The sequence below is a fragment of the Bacteroides sp. AM16-24 genome, from assembly GCF_003471885.1.
Lineage (GTDB): Bacteria > Bacteroidota > Bacteroidia > Bacteroidales > Bacteroidaceae > Bacteroides.
Window position 1 is genome coordinate 33,731 of sequence record NZ_QRKI01000022.1, and the last position, 18,416, is coordinate 52,146.

General features: G+C 42.3%; 16 protein-coding genes. 11 read left to right on the forward strand and 5 right to left on the reverse strand.

What is annotated here, in order from left to right:
- Nucleotides 1-143 precede the first annotated feature (143 nt).
- Nucleotides 144-2,063, forward strand: a complete 1,920-nt coding sequence (gene dnaK, locus DW182_RS19645; RefSeq protein ID WP_117694496.1) for a molecular chaperone DnaK — start codon at nucleotides 144-146, stop codon at nucleotides 2,061-2,063.
- Nucleotides 2,064-2,281: 218 nt separating this feature from the next.
- Here dnaK and DW182_RS19655 read toward each other — a convergent pair whose 3' ends face one another.
- Nucleotides 2,282-3,859: an RNA-binding domain-containing protein gene (locus DW182_RS19655; RefSeq protein ID WP_118296554.1), complete on the reverse strand. Its 1,578-nt coding sequence runs from the start codon at nucleotides 3,857-3,859 to the stop codon at nucleotides 2,282-2,284.
- Between the two features lie 304 nt (nucleotides 3,860-4,163).
- The gene (locus DW182_RS19660) at nucleotides 4,164-4,634 is read right to left on the reverse strand and encodes an N-acetylmuramoyl-L-alanine amidase (RefSeq protein ID WP_118296555.1); all 471 of its coding nucleotides are present in this window, start codon (nucleotides 4,632-4,634) and stop codon (nucleotides 4,164-4,166) included.
- Nucleotides 4,635-4,899: 265 nt separating this feature from the next.
- On the opposite strand from DW182_RS19660, the gene DW182_RS19665 reads away from it, so the two are divergent.
- The 5 genes from DW182_RS19665 to DW182_RS19685 are packed head-to-tail and all read left to right on the forward strand — an operon-like array spanning nucleotide 4,900 to nucleotide 9,425.
- Nucleotides 4,900-6,159, forward strand: coding sequence for a carboxypeptidase-like regulatory domain-containing protein (locus DW182_RS19665; RefSeq protein ID WP_118296556.1), 1,260 nt, complete (start codon nucleotides 4,900-4,902; stop codon nucleotides 6,157-6,159).
- Between the two features lie 49 nt (nucleotides 6,160-6,208).
- A complete protein-coding gene (locus tag DW182_RS19670; RefSeq protein WP_118296557.1) occupies nucleotides 6,209-6,760 on the forward strand; it encodes an RNA polymerase sigma-70 factor in 552 nt (183 codons plus the stop codon).
- Complete coding sequence (locus DW182_RS19675) at nucleotides 6,757-7,614, forward strand: FecR family protein (RefSeq protein ID WP_118296558.1); 858 nt, start codon at nucleotides 6,757-6,759, stop codon at nucleotides 7,612-7,614. Before DW182_RS19670 ends, DW182_RS19675 begins: the two co-directional genes overlap by 4 nt.
- Before the next feature lie 19 nt (nucleotides 7,615-7,633).
- Complete coding sequence (locus DW182_RS19680) at nucleotides 7,634-9,193, forward strand: carboxypeptidase-like regulatory domain-containing protein (RefSeq protein ID WP_118296559.1); 1,560 nt, start codon at nucleotides 7,634-7,636, stop codon at nucleotides 9,191-9,193.
- A 55-nt stretch (nucleotides 9,194-9,248) separates the two neighbouring features.
- Nucleotides 9,249-9,425, forward strand: coding sequence for a DUF4250 domain-containing protein (locus tag DW182_RS19685; protein WP_044534617.1), 177 nt, complete (start codon nucleotides 9,249-9,251; stop codon nucleotides 9,423-9,425).
- 11 nt (nucleotides 9,426-9,436) lie between these two features.
- On the opposite strand, the gene DW182_RS19690 is transcribed toward DW182_RS19685, so the two are convergent.
- Nucleotides 9,437-10,534, reverse strand: coding sequence for a DUF4421 domain-containing protein (locus DW182_RS19690; protein ID WP_118296560.1), 1,098 nt, complete (start codon nucleotides 10,532-10,534; stop codon nucleotides 9,437-9,439).
- A gap of 897 nt (nucleotides 10,535-11,431) precedes the next feature.
- Nucleotides 11,432-11,659 carry a hypothetical protein gene (locus DW182_RS19695; RefSeq protein ID WP_007665603.1) on the reverse strand — a complete coding sequence of 76 codons (228 nt, stop codon included), beginning with the start codon at nucleotides 11,657-11,659 and terminating at the stop codon, nucleotides 11,432-11,434.
- Nucleotides 11,660-11,828: 169 nt separating this feature from the next.
- Here DW182_RS19695 and DW182_RS19700 point away from each other — a divergent pair, with 169 nt between their 5' ends.
- The 4 genes from DW182_RS19700 (at nucleotide 11,829) to DW182_RS19715 (ending at nucleotide 15,056) form a co-directional block, all read left to right on the forward strand.
- Entirely contained in the window at nucleotides 11,829-12,368 is a 540-nt protein-coding gene (locus DW182_RS19700; RefSeq protein ID WP_007665601.1) for an RNA polymerase sigma factor, read from the forward strand.
- A 4-nt stretch (nucleotides 12,369-12,372) separates the two neighbouring features.
- The gene (locus tag DW182_RS19705) at nucleotides 12,373-12,726 is read left to right on the forward strand and encodes a hypothetical protein (RefSeq protein WP_118296561.1); all 354 of its coding nucleotides are present in this window, start codon (nucleotides 12,373-12,375) and stop codon (nucleotides 12,724-12,726) included.
- A 25-nt stretch (nucleotides 12,727-12,751) separates the two neighbouring features.
- A complete protein-coding gene (locus DW182_RS19710; protein ID WP_118296562.1) occupies nucleotides 12,752-13,294 on the forward strand; it encodes a hypothetical protein in 543 nt (180 codons plus the stop codon).
- 187 nt (nucleotides 13,295-13,481) lie between these two features.
- The gene (locus DW182_RS19715; protein WP_118296563.1) at nucleotides 13,482-15,056 is read left to right on the forward strand and encodes a ClC family H(+)/Cl(-) exchange transporter; all 1,575 of its coding nucleotides are present in this window, start codon (nucleotides 13,482-13,484) and stop codon (nucleotides 15,054-15,056) included.
- A 16-nt stretch (nucleotides 15,057-15,072) separates the two neighbouring features.
- Here DW182_RS19715 and DW182_RS19720 read toward each other — a convergent pair whose 3' ends face one another.
- Nucleotides 15,073-16,440, reverse strand: coding sequence for a TrpB-like pyridoxal phosphate-dependent enzyme (locus DW182_RS19720; protein ID WP_118296585.1), 1,368 nt, complete (start codon nucleotides 16,438-16,440; stop codon nucleotides 15,073-15,075).
- Between the two features lie 132 nt (nucleotides 16,441-16,572).
- Between DW182_RS19720 and DW182_RS19725 the strand changes: the two genes are divergently transcribed.
- On the forward strand, nucleotides 16,573-18,402 hold the full coding sequence (locus DW182_RS19725) for a TrkH family potassium uptake protein (protein ID WP_118296564.1): 1,830 nt from the start codon (nucleotides 16,573-16,575) through the stop codon (nucleotides 18,400-18,402).
- The last annotated feature ends 14 nt before the right edge of the window (nucleotides 18,403-18,416 follow it).

Below are 18,416 nucleotides of genomic sequence, written 5' to 3' on the forward strand. Positions count from 1 at the left end.
CTGCCAAACTGACAGCCTTTCTGCCAACCTATAAAATTACAACCTCTCTGAACATTTTGGCACGACGTTTGTCTTTTTATTGGCGTCTGCTGCTGAGGCAGGCGACTGAAACTTGAATAATAACAAATAAAATATTAAAGATCATGGGAAAAATTATTGGTATTGACTTAGGAACTACAAACTCTTGCGTTTCTGTATTCGAAGGAAACGAGCCTGTAGTAATTGCAAACAGTGAAGGAAAGCGTACTACTCCGTCTATCGTAGCATTCGTTGACGGTGGTGAGCGTAAAGTGGGTGACCCTGCAAAACGTCAGGCTATCACGAACCCGACAAGAACCGTATCCTCAATCAAACGTTTCATGGGTGAGACTTGGGATCAGGTTCAGAAAGAAATTGCCCGTATGCCTTATAAGGTTGTTAAGGGTGACAACAACATGCCGCGTGTAGATATTGACGGACGTCTTTATACTCCGCAGGAAATTTCAGCTATGATTCTTCAGAAAATGAAGAAAACTGCTGAGGACTATTTGGGGCAAGAAGTTACAGAAGCTGTAATTACCGTTCCGGCTTACTTCTCCGATTCTCAGCGTCAGGCAACAAAAGAAGCCGGTCAGATTGCCGGTCTGGAAGTGAAACGTATCGTGAACGAACCGACAGCTGCTGCTTTGGCTTACGGTATCGATAAAGCGAACAAAGATATGAAGGTTGCCGTATTCGACCTTGGTGGTGGTACATTTGATATCTCTATTCTTGAATTCGGTGGCGGTGTATTCGAAGTTTTGTCAACAAACGGTGATACTCACTTGGGTGGTGACGACTTTGACCAGGTAATTATCACTTGGTTGGTAGATGAATTCAAGAATGACGAAGGTGCCGATCTGACTCAAGATCCGATGGCTATGCAACGTCTGAAAGAAGCTGCAGAAAAAGCTAAGATTGAATTGTCTTCTTCTACAAGCACTGAAATTAACTTACCGTACATTATGCCGGTAGGTGGTGTACCTAAGCATTTGGTTAAGACTTTAACTCGTGCTAAGTTCGAAGCTTTGGCTCACACTTTGATTCAAGCTTGTCTGGAACCGTGTAAGAAGGCTATGTCTGATGCTGGTTTGAGCAACTCTGATATTGACGAAGTAATCCTTGTAGGTGGTTCTTCACGTATACCGGCTGTACAGAAGTTGGTTGAAGATTTCTTCGGTAAAGCTCCTTCTAAAGGTGTAAATCCGGATGAAGTAGTAGCCGTAGGTGCTGCTGTACAGGGTGCTGTGTTGACGGACGAAATCAAGGGTGTGGTATTGCTGGATGTTACTCCGCTGTCTATGGGTATCGAGACCCTGGGTGGTGTAATGACTAAGCTGATTGATGCTAACACTACTATTCCGTGCAAGAAGAGCGAAACGTTCTCTACTGCTGCTGATAACCAGAGCGAAGTAACGATCCATGTATTGCAAGGAGAGCGTCCGATGGCTGCTCAAAATAAGTCAATCGGTCAGTTTAACCTGTCAGGTATTGCTCCGGCTCGTCGTGGTGTTCCTCAGATTGAGGTAACGTTCGATATTGATGCTAACGGTATCTTGAAGGTATCTGCTAAGGATAAGGCTACAGGTAAGGAGCAAGCCATTCGTATCGAAGCTTCCAGCGGTTTGAGCAAAGAAGAAATTGAAAAGATGAAGGCTGAAGCTGAAGCTAATGCAGAAGCTGATAAGAAAGAACGTGAAAAGATTGATAAGCTGAATCAGGCTGACTCAATGATCTTCACTACTGAAAATCAGTTGAAGGAATTAGGTGACAAGTTGCCGGCTGACAAGAAAGCTCCGATTGAAGCTGCTTTACAGAAACTGAAAGATGCTCATAAGGCACAGGATCTAGCTGCTGTTGATACTGCTATGGCAGAACTGAATACTGCATTCCAGGCTGCAAGTGCTGAAATGTATGCACAGAGCGGTGCTCAAGGTGGTGCTCAGGCTGGTCCTGATATGAATGCCGGACAAGCTGGTGGTGCTCAAGATAACAGCAAGCATGGTGATAATGTGCAGGATGCAGATTTTGAGGAAGTCAAATGATTCCGATAAGGAAACAGATAATAAACAATAAGCAAAAGCGTGCAGCTCATTGAGTTGCACGCTTTTGCGTTTATGGGGTTCATGGTTGCTATGTGTTTTCTATGGGCTTTTTTATCTCTTATTTGCGACATGTCTTATTTGGCGATAAGGCAAACAAAAAGGCGATAATCAAAACGGCAATTATTGCACAGAATGGTATGAAAGATGTTTCCATAGGTTTATTGCTCGGTTTGAGGATTAATAACAATGCGCCAATAGCCACCATGGTCTGCTCCTTCACGAGACAAAATACCCATAGAACGTAACTTGGAAATCTGTTTTTCTACGGCTCGGGAGCTTATTCCTATTTTATAGGCCATTGCTTCAGCAGACATTGATGGGTCGGAAATGACGAAATCAATAATCTTTTGTGCGGTTTTCCCAATGCTTTTAGATTTGTTTTTCGAATCTCCGAACTTTTTCTCCGAACCTTTTTGCATTATCTCCGAACCTTTCTCCGAACTTTCTTGCGTATCACCAAAGGTTTTCTCCGAACTTTTGCTGTTTACACCGAACTTTTCCACCGAACTTTCTTCGTTTTCAGGGTACTTTTCGAGGGTACTGTTTACCCTGTTAGCCACTTCCTCAACAGGTATTCTTCCGCTTTCGTTCCAATTCAGATTATAGAAAGTGGTATAGAAAGAAGTCGCTTCCGTTTGATATTGCGGTTCTTTTCCTTGCAGGAAGTTGGGCAACTTCTCTGTAAGTTCACGCATTTTGCGCAAGCCGGAACCACGTTTCTCCATATAATCCAACTGTGTGAACACATCCGCAATGACAGGGTTACGGCGCATGGATGGCACTTTGTATATATCTCGGTCTTGAATTTGTGTACCGTCAAGCATCGCACCGGGTGATACCAGTTCTATGCGGTCATCATAAATGTCGATATGTACTTCACCACCCATCACGGTATAATCTCTATGGATAAGGTGGTTTACCAGTCCTTCAAAGATGGCACGGTCAGAGTAGTCGGGGAGATTCAGACGATAGTTCGGCATCTTTACCCATCCACTCATGGTGTAGTTCTTGATGAAGTCCATGCCATATTTCAAGAGCAATACGAGGTTATCCCGATGCTCTACGGAACTGATAGCATCATCTTTATAAAGTCCCGTCCAACGTGTACAGAAAATACGCGATTGAAATACCGTGCAATTATCCACAAACAGCAATCCGGCATTGGTCAGTTTTCCGTCAGAAGTGATAAGCCCGAATGATTCCAAATACTTATCGTTCCATTCCTGATGAGTTTGCTCGCGGAAGGTATTAGCAAGGATGATGAAAGAGTGCTTGCTGGCATCCACTTGTGTAGGAAGAGAATCCCATGTCATGTGCGTACCCTTTAATACTAACGAAAGAAGTTGTTGTGAATTACATTCTACACTTTCATTGCCAACCCGTACATACGCAGTACGTGTCCCATCCTGATAATAGTAATAAGGTGTAAGCATTCCAGCCTTTACTTTCACTTCAAGTAAGGAGTGTCCTTCGTGTTCTATCGGAATAAGTTGAACTTCCGGCACAGGGTCAAGTCTTGCCTTGATGGTTTCGCTGATAAAATCGGCATCGGCTTGCGGATTCTCCAAACCTACAATCACTCCGTCATCGTTCACTCCATAGAACAAACTGCCGCCATCCGTATTGGCGAATGCCGACACCGATTTAAGCCATGACTTCACCTTCTTGCGTTCCAACATTTCCTTGAAATCGTAAGTCGAGCATTCTGCTATCAATGTATTGTTATGTATCTGCATCGTTTTCTTATTATTGTTAGGGCACAATCCCCCCAATATCATACACAAAGGTAAGGATAAAACCGAAGAATCTGTTAAAATTGCCACAGGCTTTTGATTATTATGCGTTTATATCACGATTTTTATTAAATAAATCCGTACTTTTGCAGTCAAGAGCTGTTGTTGCTTATGAATGCTTATTTCCGGATTTGCGTTACATTTGCAACACGTGTACGCAAGTCGCTGATAGACATATTAAGTTGACTTTGAGGAAGAAAGTAAGTTGTAGATAAACGAATAATATATTATAAGAAAAGAGGTTGTGTCACATTGACACAACCTCTTTTCTCAAATAACCATATTCTCTTGCTGCATCAAAACAGGGACATTCTCTCAACCACGATTCCGGTTCTATCAGTGAATTATCATCCGGAATCTGAGGTAAGTCACGATGCCCACAAATATGGCACATGGGAAAGTCGGTGAGCAGCGCTCTTATCAGAACGATCATGGAGTGTTTTTGCCATTCCGTGCGTGTATCTTTGGGAACTCCACGTTGATTAAGTCCACCTTCGTAACATATAGCAATGCTGTCAAGATTGTGTCCTCGGGCGTGAGCACCGGGTTTTCGGACTGGACGTGTGCTTTTAATATTTCCATCCCTTCGGATGTAATAATGATAACCAATACCATTAAGTCCACGTTGCCGATGTGATTTCTCTAACTCCATTTCCGTAAAAGTTTCATTCTCCTTTGTTGCGGAACAATGAATAACTATCAGATGAACTGTTCTCATAGCTGTTAAATGTTTTGTAAGGTGAATAATTTACTTATTGATCGCATATGAACAATAGTAGAGGATCAAAGTTCATATTAGCAGTTACTTATTTCTTCTTTTTGTATTCTTTTATAATAAAGCGGCCTCGTGTGATACTGTCAGAAATATTTTGTACTGGAAATATTTTACTTACTTTTTTCTTCCAAAATCTGTAGGGTTTTTCTTTGCTGGACGATCTTATAAGTAGAAAACAAGAATTGTTCACCTTTAAAATCATACGAAGATGAAAAAGTTAGTTGGAATTACAGTTGGGTGGTTGATGGCATTTTTGCTATTGGATATTTCACCTTTGTGGGCACAGGAAGAGGCCGGGAACTATTTCACTATCACGGGAGTGGTGAAAAATAAGGATAATAAGAGAAAACTGGAGAATGTGAATGTATCTGTTCCCGGTACGAACATCGGAACCGTTACGAATGCGGATGGTGTGTTCTCTTTGAAGATAAAGGATACGGAGACTATTCAGGGATTGGAAGTTTCACATATCGGATACTTGAATTCCCAGGTTTCTCTGAAAGAAAACAAAGATATATCTGATCTTACCATTTGGATGCTGCCGGCTCCTAATCTGCTGAGTGAAATTGTGATCTTTGGTAATAATGCCCGTGCACTTGTGGAAGAAGCCATCAAGAAGATTCCGGTGAACTATTCGCCTGATAGGAGTTTACTGACCGCATTTTATCGGGAGACAGTACAGAAAAGACGCCGTTACATCAGTGTATCGGAAGCTGTGATAGATGTTGCTAAAACAGCATATAGTGACCGTGATCCCTCCAATGACAAAGTACAGATACAGAAGGGACGTCGTTTGCTAAGTCAAAAGACAAGTGATACGCTGGCTGTCAAAGTAGTGGGTGGACCTACTCTCTCCATTTATCTGGATGTTGTGAAGAACGGGGATGCACTGCTGAGTCCGGAAAATCTGAATTACTATGATTTCCAAATTGAGGAACCTGTGAATCTGGATAACCGTATGCAATATGTAGTTAGTTTCCGTCCCAGAGTAAGCCTGATGTACGCCTTGTTCTACGGGAAGCTCTATATTGATTTTGAGAAGCTGGCATTCACCCGTGCAGAGTTCTCTTTGGATATGCAGAACAGAGTGAAGGCGGTAGAAGCTATTCTCCATAAGAAACCCCTTGGGTTACGATTCAGACCGCAGGAAGTCTCCTATCTGGTGACATATAAGGAGCAGAATGGGAAAACTTATCTGAATTATATACGGAATGAAATCCGCTTTAAGTGCGACTGGAAAAGGCGTTTATTCTCTTCCGGCTATACAGTATTTTCCGAAATGGTGGTGACGGATAGAAAGAATGATTTCGCAGCTATTCCAAACAAGAAGGCTTTTAAAGAAAAACAGGTGTTCTATGATATGGTAGATGTATATTGGAATGAGGACTTCTGGAAAGCATATAATATTATTGAACCCACAGAGTCTCTGGAACATGCAGTGAGCAAATTGAAAAAACAATCCCGTTAGATTTCAGATAGTTTTTCTTATATTTGGAGATCAACAATAATTCCCGGATATGCTGAACGAACTTTTCATACTGACAAAAATAAAAGAGGGCGATATAAAGGCGTTCGAGGAGGTCTTCCGCCGTTACTATTCCTCTCTTTGCTGGTATGCCGCAGGCATTACGGGGGAGATGGAAGCTGCCGAGGAAATAGTGGAGGAACTGTTCTACGTGTTTTGGAAGGACCGGGAGCATTTACAAATTTTCCAGTCTGTAAAGAGCTATCTGTATAAAGCTGTTCGCAATGAAGCTCTACAATATTGCCAGCACAAGGAAGTTAAAGAGCGGTATCGCGAGTATGTATTGGCAGGTAATGTCCTGGAACAGAATTCTGATCCTCACAGGCAATTGGAATATGAAGAATTGCAGGGACTGATTCGCCATACTCTTGATAAATTGCCGGTACGCAGGCTGCAGATATTCCAAATGCATCGTATGGAAGGAAAGAAATATGCGGAGATTGCTTCTTCATTATCTCTGTCCATTAAGACAGTAGAGGCCGAAATGACGAAAGCGCTCCGTACCTTACGAAACGAAATAGATAATTATATTCTTACGAAATGACTGAAGTGAATAAAAATAGGACAAAGACGGATGAGGCATGGGAACGGTTGTATGCCCGTTTGGATAAAGACCGCCTGCTCGTAGAGGTAGGGCAGGAACGGGCGGTGCGTCGCAAACTACTTCTGAAATGGGGGACACTGGCGGCTGCCGTAATTGCCGGTTTTGTCTATCTGGCATCTGCTTTATGGTTCGTGCCGGGAGGTGAGGTGGAAAATCTTAATCTGGTGACGCAGGAAAACCGTGAAGCATCCATGTTGGTTACTACGCTCGAAGATGGCTCTGTGGTATATCTGGCTCAAGAGAGTACTTTGCAGTATCCCGAACATTTTGCTACGGATAAGCGGGAAGTGAATTTGCAGGGAGAAGCATTCTTTGATGTAGCGAAGAATCACGAACAAACCTTTCTGATTGAGACAGGGAAGGTACGGATAGAGGTGCTGGGTACGGCTTTCAATGTACGCAGTCATGAGGATGATTCTTTCCGGCTATCCGTGCAGCGGGGCAGGGTGAAGGTCTCGTTGAAGCAAGGGGGACAGAGTGTGCTGGTAAGTGCCGGAAAAACCGTGACCTTACAGGCTCGACAATTACAATTGAGTGAAACAGAAGATTCCGATGAATTCAGACAGTATACAAAGAATATACGCTTCAAAGATGAATGTCTGGAAGATATTTTGCGGGTGGTGAATGCTGAAGCTCCTACTTTGCAGATACAGGTAGCATCGTCGGTCTTGAATAAACGGAAGCTGACTATTGAATTTGAAAACAACTCCCCCGAAACAGTGGCAGAGCTCATTTGCTGGGCGTTGAGTCTGAAATGTTCACGCGAAGGCGATAAACTGATTTTATCCGAATGATAACTTAATAATATGAATCATGAAACTTTATCGTTTCTTCATTCTCCTTTTAGGGCTACTCTTCATAACCTGTGGTATGAGAGCAGATGGGGGAGATGTGTTGGAACGTATGATCCGACTGCCCGGAATGAAAGGAACCGTATACTCCTTGTTGGGTAAAGTTTCGGAGCAATCCGGTTACCTTTTCGTTTACGACAGCAAGGTAGTGAATAATGATATTGAGGTAAAGACAAAAAGGAAAAGTTGCACGGTCCGGCAGGCTATTTATGAAATCATAGGTGATAGGTCATTAGAACTTAAAGTGATAGGGCATCACATCCTAATTCTGCCTCCTATGGAGAGGATTGTGGGGAAAAAAACTGCTTCGGAAGAACTACTTCCACTACCGGCTTATTTCACCATAACCGGAACTTTACGTGATAAAGAAACGGGAGACCCCGTTGTAAATGCATCGGTCATTCTTCAAGGCACTTCAATAGGTAATATTACAAATAAGAATGGGGAGTTCAGGCTACATCTGCCTGACTCCCTGAAAAGTGGCAATCTTTCTTTTTCCCATTTAGGGTATGTTGCACAAAATATTGAAGCAGCTACGCTGATTGGACGGGATAATGTACTGAGCCTGGAACCCAAAATAGTTCCTTTACAAGAAGTGCTGATCCGGTTGGTAGAACCCAGGAAGTTATTGCGGGAAATGGTGGAGCGACGCAAAGAAAACTATTCGTCAGCTTCCGTTTATCTGACTACCTTCTATCGGGAAGGCGTCCAGCTGAAGAACAAATTCCAAAGTCTGACAGAAGCTGTATTCAAAGTTTATAAATCTCCTCTGCAAGAGATTAATACATCCGATCAGGTAAAACTATTAAAGATGAGCCGGATTGATAATCGAGAGAGAACAGATAGCCTGGTAGCTAAGATTAGAGCCGGCATACAGGCTTGCCTGCAACTGGATTTTATTAAGGATCTGCCGGATTTCCTGTCGGTGGATGCAGAAGATAACCCATATGTATATACCTCGGGTGACATTACATTTATTGACGACCGATGCGTCAATGTGGTTTATTTTGAGCAGAAGCGGGAAATCAAGGCACCTCTTTATTGTGGAGCATTGTATATTGATTCGGAGAATGGAGCTTTGGTACAGGCTCGCATAGAGATGCAACCCAAGTACATCAAAGATGCTACGCGGATTTTTGTTGTCCGGCAGGCGCAGAAGGTGAACCTGACTACACAAAAGGTGGTATATACCATTTCGTATAAACCGTGGAATGGTACTTACTACATCCATCACATTCGTGGTGACTTATATTTCAAAATGAAGAGAAAACGTGTTTTCTTCAGTAATCCGACTTTGCATACTTGGTTTGAAATGGTGACTTGCTTGGTGGATAAAGAGAATGTGACCCGCTTTCCTCGTGCTGAGAGACTGCCTACACGTACTGTACTTGCAGATGAAGAATTCAGGTATGACGAACATTTCTGGGAAGATTTCAATATCATTCCACTGGAAGAAGAACTCAGTAAAATAATAGAGAAGGTTGCGTTAAAGATAGAAAAAACAGGTGCTGAGGAGGAATAGAATAAGCCGGATAATTGTAATTTTGCAGCCGGAATCAATAAGTATTAGTAGAAAGATGGAATTACCTAAAGACCCGATGATGCTTTTCAGCTTCATCAATATGAAATTGCGTGACTGTTATTCTTCATTGGATGAACTTTGCGATGATATGAATGTAAATAAGGAGATGATTGTAGGAAAATTGCAGTCTGCCGGATTTGAATATAGTGCCGAGCATAATAAGTTCTGGTAAATTTATAGCCATTATTCCTTTTTCCGGTGTTCCTTTTTCAGATAGAAATTGAAGCCGGCATATATTTGCAACGTGCCGAATCCGTTGTTTAAGGAGAAGTTATCCCGATAATAGTCGTATGTCCTGCCTAGGAAAGAAGCACCTGCAAAGTACTTACTATTATTGTATACCACACCTGCCCGCAATATGAAATCAATATTGAAGTTCTTGTACCAGTCGTTTCCTTCTTCCGCATCCTTTTCTATACGTGACGTTTTGTAGGCGATTGCCGGGCAGAGCGACAGGCAAGCCAGGCAGTTGCGCGCAAATACCCAGTTGTAGGCGTATCCAAAGTTGAGACTGATATTGGTGTATTTGATGTGCCTGACTTTCATTCCGGGATTCATTGTTTCCTGAATAAGCTCAGGTAATTTAGTATAATCGAATTTTAGATTGTGGGTGGACACGGAAAGACCGGCTATCAGTGAACCCGCATTTCGTCGTTGGTTGGTAGACTGACTGAAGGCTGCCGGATATGAGAAGTGCCGGTTGTTGAAGATATAATATAAGTTGAATCCCTTCATATTTACTTTCAGTCCATTGAAGTCTTCTGAATAGTTGGAAGGAATGCGGTCGGAAAAGCCTGTAACCTGGTGTATCTTGTAATCGTTACCTGTACGCCGGTAGAAAAGATCCACTCCAAATTTCGAACTGTAGAGACTTAGGTCGAATTCTGTTCCCCTGTTTTTCCCACTTTTTTTTCCAAGGAGGCCATCTGTATCGACAGACCATCCTAAAAATATCCAGCGCCAACCGAAGTAAGCTCCTATTTTGTTGCGAGGGTTGGGGGTGAACCGGAGTCGTTGAGGTTCGGGAACAGCGGTACCTACAGAGTAATACTCGTAATTTGTGAAATGGTCGAGCATTAAGGCATAGTTGTAGCGATTAGGGCTTATATAAGTTGTATCGAAATCATTGAAATTAAGGAACTTTTTCATTGCTTTAATAAAAGTCCCCTGATGCTTCCCGGTGGCAAGACTATCGTGTACAGTGAAATGAGTCTCTTCGTTTTGGGCAAACAAAAAGAACGGTAATAATATCCACAGACAGAAGATGAGCCTCTTCAACATCAATCCTGCTTTTTAAAATTAACAATCCAAGTTTCTATGCTATAAACAAAGCAAAAGAAAGAAGTGCACTGGTTCTATTTGCGAATTTAACAGTTTTTGGGCATATATCCAATAATCTGGCGGGATTGTTTCGTTTCTTTCCCGTTATGAGGTAAATGATAATTCATTGTATATTTCACCGATTAGTAATTATGCTTACAAAAAGCGAGTAGATTTCTTCCTTTCCCGCAGTTCTTCCTCCCACTCGTTGAGTGAACCTGATTCAGTCAGTGACTGAATGCCTTTCACTCAGTGACTGAATGCCTTTCAGTCCCTGACTCATTGTACCCCCATTCAGAAGGTGTCTGGGAGGGGGTAGGGAAGGTGACAAGACAGGAAAGAAAAAAGATGAAAATTGTACACAAAAAAACGTGTCTTGATTCATTTTTGTAGGGTTATGAACTAAAAAAACTGGGTAGCGGTGTATATTGTTTACAAATGATATGTGTTCCTAAAATAGTCGTATACTGAACCTAATTCAGTCGTATACTGAATGCCATTCAGTCGTATACTTAATAGGGTTCAATCGTATACTGAATAGGGTATGGTTTAATGATATTGATAATCAGAAAGTTATAAAAAGCTGTATCGCTATTGATAAATTCTGACAAATCTTTCACCGAATCGACTCATAGCAAGAAAGGATTATATTAATTATTAACACAACGAATCCCTAATGGTTAACGAAACCGCAGAGCCTATTAAAACATGTTGTAATATGTTGTAGTTCACCCCGAAAATTTGGAGATATTCCGGAAGTTCGTATCTTTGCAATGTGTTTTTCATAGTATTAGATTTAAGGTTAACAAAAGATTGGCTGTCTGGGATAGATAGCCTTTTTTTATGCTTGGAAGTGAACTACATATCGGGTACTTTTATCTTCTCCGGATTTTCTTCACGGTACCTTTTGAAATCATTCTCTATCAAGTCTCTCAAGTCTTTAAGAAACTCTTCGCTACATTCTTCTTTTGCCAAGGAATAATAGTATTCCAGAGTTTGTAGTGCAAACTTATCTTTCCCGATCAGGGCAAATGCTGGTATTTCATTTTTAACCGCATTGCGTACTAATACTGCTTGATCTCTCATAATAAATTGTTTTTTTATGCAGAATATATTATTTATGTACGTTTTGAGGAGGTAAAGATAAGAAACTTTATTTTTAACCACTTCTTTAATAAATGCAAAATGTGAACTTGCCGATTTAACTTCATCCTTTTTTCTGTTTCTAACCTAATAAAGCTAAGAAATTGAATGGATGATAAACGAAGATAAGATCCGGCAGGTATATGCTTCTGACCCGAAGAAGGGGTTTAAAATGCTGATGGATAACTTCCAAGTACCTATATATAATTATATACGGCGTTTGGTGGTATCACATGAGGATGCAGAAGATGTTCTTCAGGAAGTCTTTATCCGGGTATACCGTAATCTGGGACAGTTTCGTGGTGAAAGCTCCCTGAGTACCTGGATATACAGGATTGCAACCAATGAGAGTTTGCGTTTGCTGAATACACGAAAGGATGAAGAAGCGATTCCTGCGGAAGAAGTACAAGAAGAACTGATTGGTAAACTGAAAGCTTCCGATTATATTGATTATGAAAATGAATTGGCAGTCAAGTTTCAGGAAGCTATACTGAGTTTACCGGAAAAACAACGGTTGATATTCAACCTGCGCTATTACGACGAGCTTGATTATGAAGAGATCAGCCGGATACTGGATAGCAAGGTCGATACTCTCAAAGTGAATTATCACTATGCGAAAGAAAAAATAAAAGAATACATCTTAAACAGGTAGGACAATGGATAAAGAATTTGATTTTGACGATATAGGTAAAAAAATACCTTACCGCACTCCTGATAATTTCTTTGAGGATATGCAGCAGAAGGTAATGGAACGCACTTACGGTGGGCAATGCAGGAAACGCCGTTTACAGATAATGTTCTCTACTGCTGTAGCAGCTGCTGCAATATTGGCAGGGGTATTGTTTGTTCCGTCTTATTTACAAACGGGAGATGTACCTGCAGGAACTTCAGATATGCTGGCTGTGGACAGAAGCGGCAGCGATCCGGTTGATAAATGGATTCATGAACTGTCGGATGAGGAGTTGGAAGAGCTCGTCGACTTCTCTGAAAATGACATATTTTTAAATTAGGTATTAATAAAAAAACAAGAAGATTATGAAGACTAAGTTTATTTATGTAATGATGGCCGCTCTTTTGATTGGTAGCCAAACAATTTCTGCTCAGAATAAGGATAATAAGGATCAGAAACAACGCCCTACTCCCGAGCAGATGATGCAGAGACAAGCTAACCAGATGGTAAAAACATTGATGTTGGATGACGCTACGGCTGCTAAATTTACTCCTGTTTACGAGGGTTACCTGAAAGCACTGCGTGAGTGTCGGATGATGAACCGCCACGAAAGAAACAGAGGAAACAATGCAGAAACTAAACAAGCTGCGAAACCTGTACCGACGGATGCGGAAATAGAAAAACAGATTAAGGATCAGTTTGCACAAAGCCGTAAGATCCTGGATGTTCGTGAGAAGTATTATAATGAATTCCGTAAGATTCTGTCTCCTAAACAGATTATGAAGATCTATCAGACAGAAAAGAGTAATGCGAATAAATTCAGAAAAGAATTTGATAGAAGAAAAGGTCAGAAGCACGGACAAGGAAAGCGTCCGATGCATGGAAGACCCGCCCCTGCTAATAAATAACGTCTTTTCTTAGCCCGGCAAAGGGAACTTTGCCGGACGTATCTTCTTTATACCAATCGTTTACACAGAATTTAAGTCAGCGGGATAATATTGTTGTGCTTGAAAAAGTAAAAAACGTAAAGTCTTGAAACTTCAACAGGGTTAATTTGTTGTAGATACTCAAATTAATAAAAGAAAACTCTGAGGAATGTTTCAAAGGTTCAAGAACTTTAGAAAACTGAGGAAGTGGTATGTTGTGAAACTGAAACTGGTTGATGCCCGCCTGTATTTCGTCAGCATCTTCGTGGGATTGCTGACGGGGTTGGTGGCTGTTCCCTATCATTACTGCCTGTATTATTTCTTCAACTTGCGAAGTGAGTTTTTTGCTTCCCGTCCGGACTGGTACTGGCATATTCCTCTTTTTCTTTTCTTCTGGGCGGTACTGATATTCGTATCCTGGCTGGTGATGAAAATGCCGCTTATCACTGGAGGAGGTATTCCTCAAACGCGTGCTGCCATCAACGGGCGTATCACCTATAAACATCCTTTTATTGAGCTGGTTTCTAAGTTCTTCGGCGGTATTCTTTCGGTATCGGCCGGATTATCGCTGGGACGTGAAGGGCCTTCCGTACAAATAGGTTCGTATATCGGATGTCTTGTAGCGCGTTGGACACATATTTTGAGAGGTGAACGAAAACAATTGCTTGCTGCCGGTGCCGGTGCCGGTCTTGCCGCTGCGTTTGCAGCACCGTTGGCTTCTTCATTGCTTGTCATCGAATCCATCGAACGTTTTGATGCTCCTAAAACGGCTATTACTACCTTGCTGGCAGGTGTAGTGGCAGGGGCGGTAGCGAGTATGGTTTTTCCTATAAATTCCTACCATCTGATACAAGTGGCCGAACCCGGTTTTTCTTTTGGAGTCCAGGTGAAGTACTTCTTATTGCTTGCAGTGATTATTTCTGTTTGCGGAAAGTTGTATTCCATGATGATGGTGTCCTTTAAGCGGGTTTATGCTACGGTGAAATCTTCGGTATATATGAAGATGTTCTATTTGCTACTGGTTGCTTACATTATTTCCTTTATGCAGGTTAACCTGACGGGTGGGGGAGAACAGTTTCTTTTGGAGCAGGCACAATCCGGCAGTCATGCACAGATTATGTGGGTAACGGCAATGATGCTGTTACATTTCGGCTTTTCCGTTATCTGCGTTTCCTCCGGTTTGCCGGGGGGAAGTTTTATCCCTACACTGGTCACCGGTGGATTACTGGGGCAGATTGTCGGTTTGTTGGGAGTGGAATATGGAGTTATTGAACCGGAGAATGTCAGTTATGTGATGTTGATTTCCATGTCGGCATTTCTGGTGGCTGTGATACGTACCCCTTTGACGGCTATCGTGCTGATTACCGAGATAACAGGGCACTTTGAGGTATTTTACCCGTCGGTAGTAGTCGGCGGATTAACTTATTATTTTACGGAACTTCTTCAGATAAAACCTTTTAATGTGACGCTTTATGAGGATATGATCAATACTCCTGCTTTCCAGGAACAAAAAAGATATAAATTATCCATCGAAGTGATGACAGGTTCGTATCTGGACGGTAAACTTGTGGACGAGCTTTCTTTGCCCGAAAACTGTGCTATTATCAATATACATCGGGATGGTAAAGACGCAAAGCCCCCCGGAATACGATTGATTCCGGGGGACCAGGTTGATATTGAATTGGATGCACAGGACATTGAAAAGCTCTATGAGCCACTCGTCAGCCTGGCAAACATTTATTGATATGGATGAGGTATCCTTACGCCAGACTGCCTATTTCATCCAGATTCTTCTGAATATCCTGATCAGGCAGCTCGTAGTTTACGAGGTCACCGGAGAGATATTTATCGTATGAAGCCATGTCAATCAATCCGTGACCGGAGAGGTTGAACAGGATTACTTTCTCTTCACCTGTTTCCTTGCATTTGTTTGCTTCGCGGATGGCGGCAGCAATAGCGTGGCAAGATTCCGGTGCGGGAATGATGCCTTCAGCTTGTGCAAACAAACAGCCGGCCTCGAATGATTCCAGTTGCTTGATGTCTACAGCTTCCATCAGGCCGTCTTTCAATAGTTGAGAAACGATGACACCTGCACCGTGGTAACGCAATCCACCTGCATGAATATTAGCAGGAGCAAAGTTATGCCCTAACGTGTACATAGGCAGTAGCGGAGTGTATCCTGCTTCATCACCAAAATCATATTGGAATTTACCGCGTGTTAGTTTCGGGCAAGAAGCCGGTTCGGCAGCAATGAAACGTGTTTGCTTACCTTCCAGGATCTTGTGGCGCATGAATGGGAATGCGATACCGCCAAAGTTGGAACCACCACCGAAGCAAGCGATTACCATATCAGGATATTCTCCTGCCATTTCCATCTGTTTTTCGGCTTCCAGACCGATTACAGTCTGGTGCAGAGCTACATGGCTCAATACGGAACCTAATGTGTATTTACAATTCGGCGTAGTCTGGGCTAGTTCTATGGCTTCTGAAATAGCTGTTCCCAATGAACCCTGGTAGTTGGGGTGAGCCGTCAGGATATCTTTTCCTGCACGGGTGGACATAGACGGAGACGGTGTAACTTGTGCACCGAAAGTCTGCATAATGCTGCGGCGGTAAGGCTTTTGTTCGTAGCTGATTTTCACTTGGTAAACAGCAGCTTCCAAACCAAACAAGCGGGCAGCATAGGCCAGTGAAGCACCCCATTGTCCGGCACCGGTTTCAGTGGTAACGTTGGTTACTCCTTCTTTCTTGCAATAATAAGCCTGGGGAATGGCAGAATTCAGTTTGTGTGAACCCATTGGGCTGACACTTTCATTCTTGAAATAGATATGTGCCGGAGTACCCAATGCTTTTTCCAGTCCATAAGCACGAACCAGTGGAGTACTACGATAATATTTGTACATTTCGCGTACTTCTTCGGGAATTTCGATCCACTTATCGGTCTGATTCAGTTCCTGTTTGCACAATTCCTGTGCAAAGATGGGATATAAATCTTCAGCTTTCAGTGGTTGTTTGGTACCGGGATGAAGCGGAGGCATCGGTTTGTTCACCATATCTGCCTGTATATTATACCAATAGTGTGGAATTTCTTCTTCCGGAAGGAAAAATCTTTTTGTCTTATTGCTCATAGTGGTTACTTCTATTAAAATTTTTACGAGGCCAAATGTAACTATTATTTTTAAAACAATTTCTTTTTTCTTTTGTTTTTTGTCTATACGCATTGTTTTGTTTATGTTTGCCTGATATTTAATTTGGTCTCCATGAAGATTTATCATAAATTCTTGTTGTATCAGAATAAATGGATTCATCCGTACACTCGGATCATTCTTGGAGGGGTGACTTACATAGCCTACCTGGCTTCTATTCTGTTAATTATGGGAGTGGTATATGAACACGGCTTTACTATTTCCGAACACGAGGCTTCTCAACTGCAAACACTCTATCGGTTTGTGTGGGGTGTTTTCCTGTCCGAAGTCACTTTGCGCCTGTTATTGGAATACAGGGACACAAAGCGTACTTTTAAGAAATTGACGTGGATATTGATTGCCTTGCTTTACCTTACCCTTATCCCTGTCATTTTTCATAGACCGGAAGAGGAGGGAGCTATTCTGCATTTTTGGGAAATATTGAATGGAAAGCCCTATCATATAGTGCTTCTGCTGATTTTCTCTTTTCTCAATTTATCCAATGGCTTGGTCAGGGTGTTGGGACGGCGAACGAATCCTTCTTTGATTCTGGCCGGTAGTTTCCTGATAATCATTCTTATCGGAACAGGTTTGCTAATGCTTCCCCGATGTACGGTGAGTGGTATTTCGTGGGTGGACTCACTGTTTATTTCTACCAGTGCGGTTTGTGTCACGGGGCTGACTTCGGTGGATGTAGCGTCTACTTTTACGACATCCGGTTTTGTGGTGATCATTCTGCTGATACAGATTGGCGGATTGGGTGTGATGACACTGACTAGTTTCTTTGCGATGTTCTTTATGGGTAATACATCCTTTTATAATCAGTTGGTGGTTCGTGATATGGTCAGTTCCAATTCGTTGAATTCTTTACTTTCCACTTTGTTGTACATATTGGGATTCACGTTGGTTATTGAAGGTGTCGGTATGCTTGCCATCTGGAGCGACATTCACGGTACGATGGGGATGACGTTTGAGGAAGAAGTGGCCTTTTCAGCTTTCCATGCCATATCAGCATTCTGTAATGCCGGCTTCTCCACATTACCGGGTAACCTTGGCAATCCATTGGTGATGACGGGGCATAATCCATTCCTTATCTATATATCTCTGTTGATTATTCTGGGTGGTATCGGTTTCCCGATATTGGTGAATTTCAAAGATATAGTACTCCATCATTTGCGCCGTATCTGGAAATTCCTGCATACGTGGGAGTGGGACAGACATCGTTTTTATCATCTGTATAATCTGAATACACGGATTGTGCTGATTATGACTTTCCTGTTATTGGTGTTTGGTACGGTGCTTATCGCTGTTTTTGAGTGGAATAATGCTTTTGCCGGTATGTCAGTCGCTGATAAATGGACACAGGCGTTCTTTAATGCGACTTGTCCGCGTACTGCCGGATTTACAAGTGTGGACCTGGCTTCGCTGGGAGTACAGAGTGTATTGGTTTATATCTTCCTGATGTGGGTAGGTGGTGCTGCGCAGTCCACGGCGGGTGGTATCAAGGTGAATGCGTTTGCAGTAGTTGTTCTGAATTTGGTTGCCGTGTTGCGTGGTACGGAGCGGGTGGAAGTATTTGGCCGCGAACTGTCTTACGATTCCATTCGCCGTTCCAATGCGACGGTGGTGATGTCTATCGGCGTTTTGTTTGTATTTGTGTTTATTCTGACAATCTGGGAACCTCAGGTATCTGTCATGGCACTTTTGTTTGAGTGTGTATCGGCGTTGAGTACGGTAGGTTCCAGTCTGAATCTTACTCCGACTTTGGGGGATAACAGTAAGTTGCTTGTTGCTCTTCTGATGTTTATCGGACGTGTGGGACTGATTACACTGATGCTGGGTATCATTAAGCAAAAGAAGCATACGAAATATCAGTATCCGAGTGGGCAGATCATTATAAATTAGAGTAGTTAGTAGGA

Coding starts and splice junctions, on each gene's coding strand:
- DW182_RS19685 (WP_044534617.1), top strand. CDS start 9,249: ATGGAATTACCTAAAGACCCGATGATGCTTTTCAGCTTCATCAATATG.
- DW182_RS19700 (WP_007665601.1), top strand. CDS start 11,829: ATGATAAACGAAGATAAGATCCGGCAGGTATATGCTTCTGACCCGAAG.
- DW182_RS19690 (WP_118296560.1), bottom strand. CDS start 10,534: ATGTTGAAGAGGCTCATCTTCTGTCTGTGGATATTATTACCGTTCTTT.
- DW182_RS19715 (WP_118296563.1), top strand. CDS start 13,482: ATGTTTCAAAGGTTCAAGAACTTTAGAAAACTGAGGAAGTGGTATGTT.
- DW182_RS19675 (WP_118296558.1), top strand. CDS start 6,757: ATGACTGAAGTGAATAAAAATAGGACAAAGACGGATGAGGCATGGGAA.
- DW182_RS19710 (WP_118296562.1), top strand. CDS start 12,752: ATGAAGACTAAGTTTATTTATGTAATGATGGCCGCTCTTTTGATTGGT.
- DW182_RS19660 (WP_118296555.1), bottom strand. CDS start 4,634: ATGAGAACAGTTCATCTGATAGTTATTCATTGTTCCGCAACAAAGGAG.
- DW182_RS19720 (WP_118296585.1), bottom strand. CDS start 16,440: ATGAGCAATAAGACAAAAAGATTTTTCCTTCCGGAAGAAGAAATTCCA.
- DW182_RS19680 (WP_118296559.1), top strand. CDS start 7,634: ATGAAACTTTATCGTTTCTTCATTCTCCTTTTAGGGCTACTCTTCATA.
- DW182_RS19665 (WP_118296556.1), top strand. CDS start 4,900: ATGAAAAAGTTAGTTGGAATTACAGTTGGGTGGTTGATGGCATTTTTG.
- DW182_RS19705 (WP_118296561.1), top strand. CDS start 12,373: ATGGATAAAGAATTTGATTTTGACGATATAGGTAAAAAAATACCTTAC.
- DW182_RS19655 (WP_118296554.1), bottom strand. CDS start 3,859: ATGCAGATACATAACAATACATTGATAGCAGAATGCTCGACTTACGAT.
- DW182_RS19695 (WP_007665603.1), bottom strand. CDS start 11,659: ATGAGAGATCAAGCAGTATTAGTACGCAATGCGGTTAAAAATGAAATA.
- DW182_RS19670 (WP_118296557.1), top strand. CDS start 6,209: ATGCTGAACGAACTTTTCATACTGACAAAAATAAAAGAGGGCGATATA.
- DW182_RS19725 (WP_118296564.1), top strand. CDS start 16,573: ATGAAGATTTATCATAAATTCTTGTTGTATCAGAATAAATGGATTCAT.
- dnaK (WP_117694496.1), top strand. CDS start 144: ATGGGAAAAATTATTGGTATTGACTTAGGAACTACAAACTCTTGCGTT.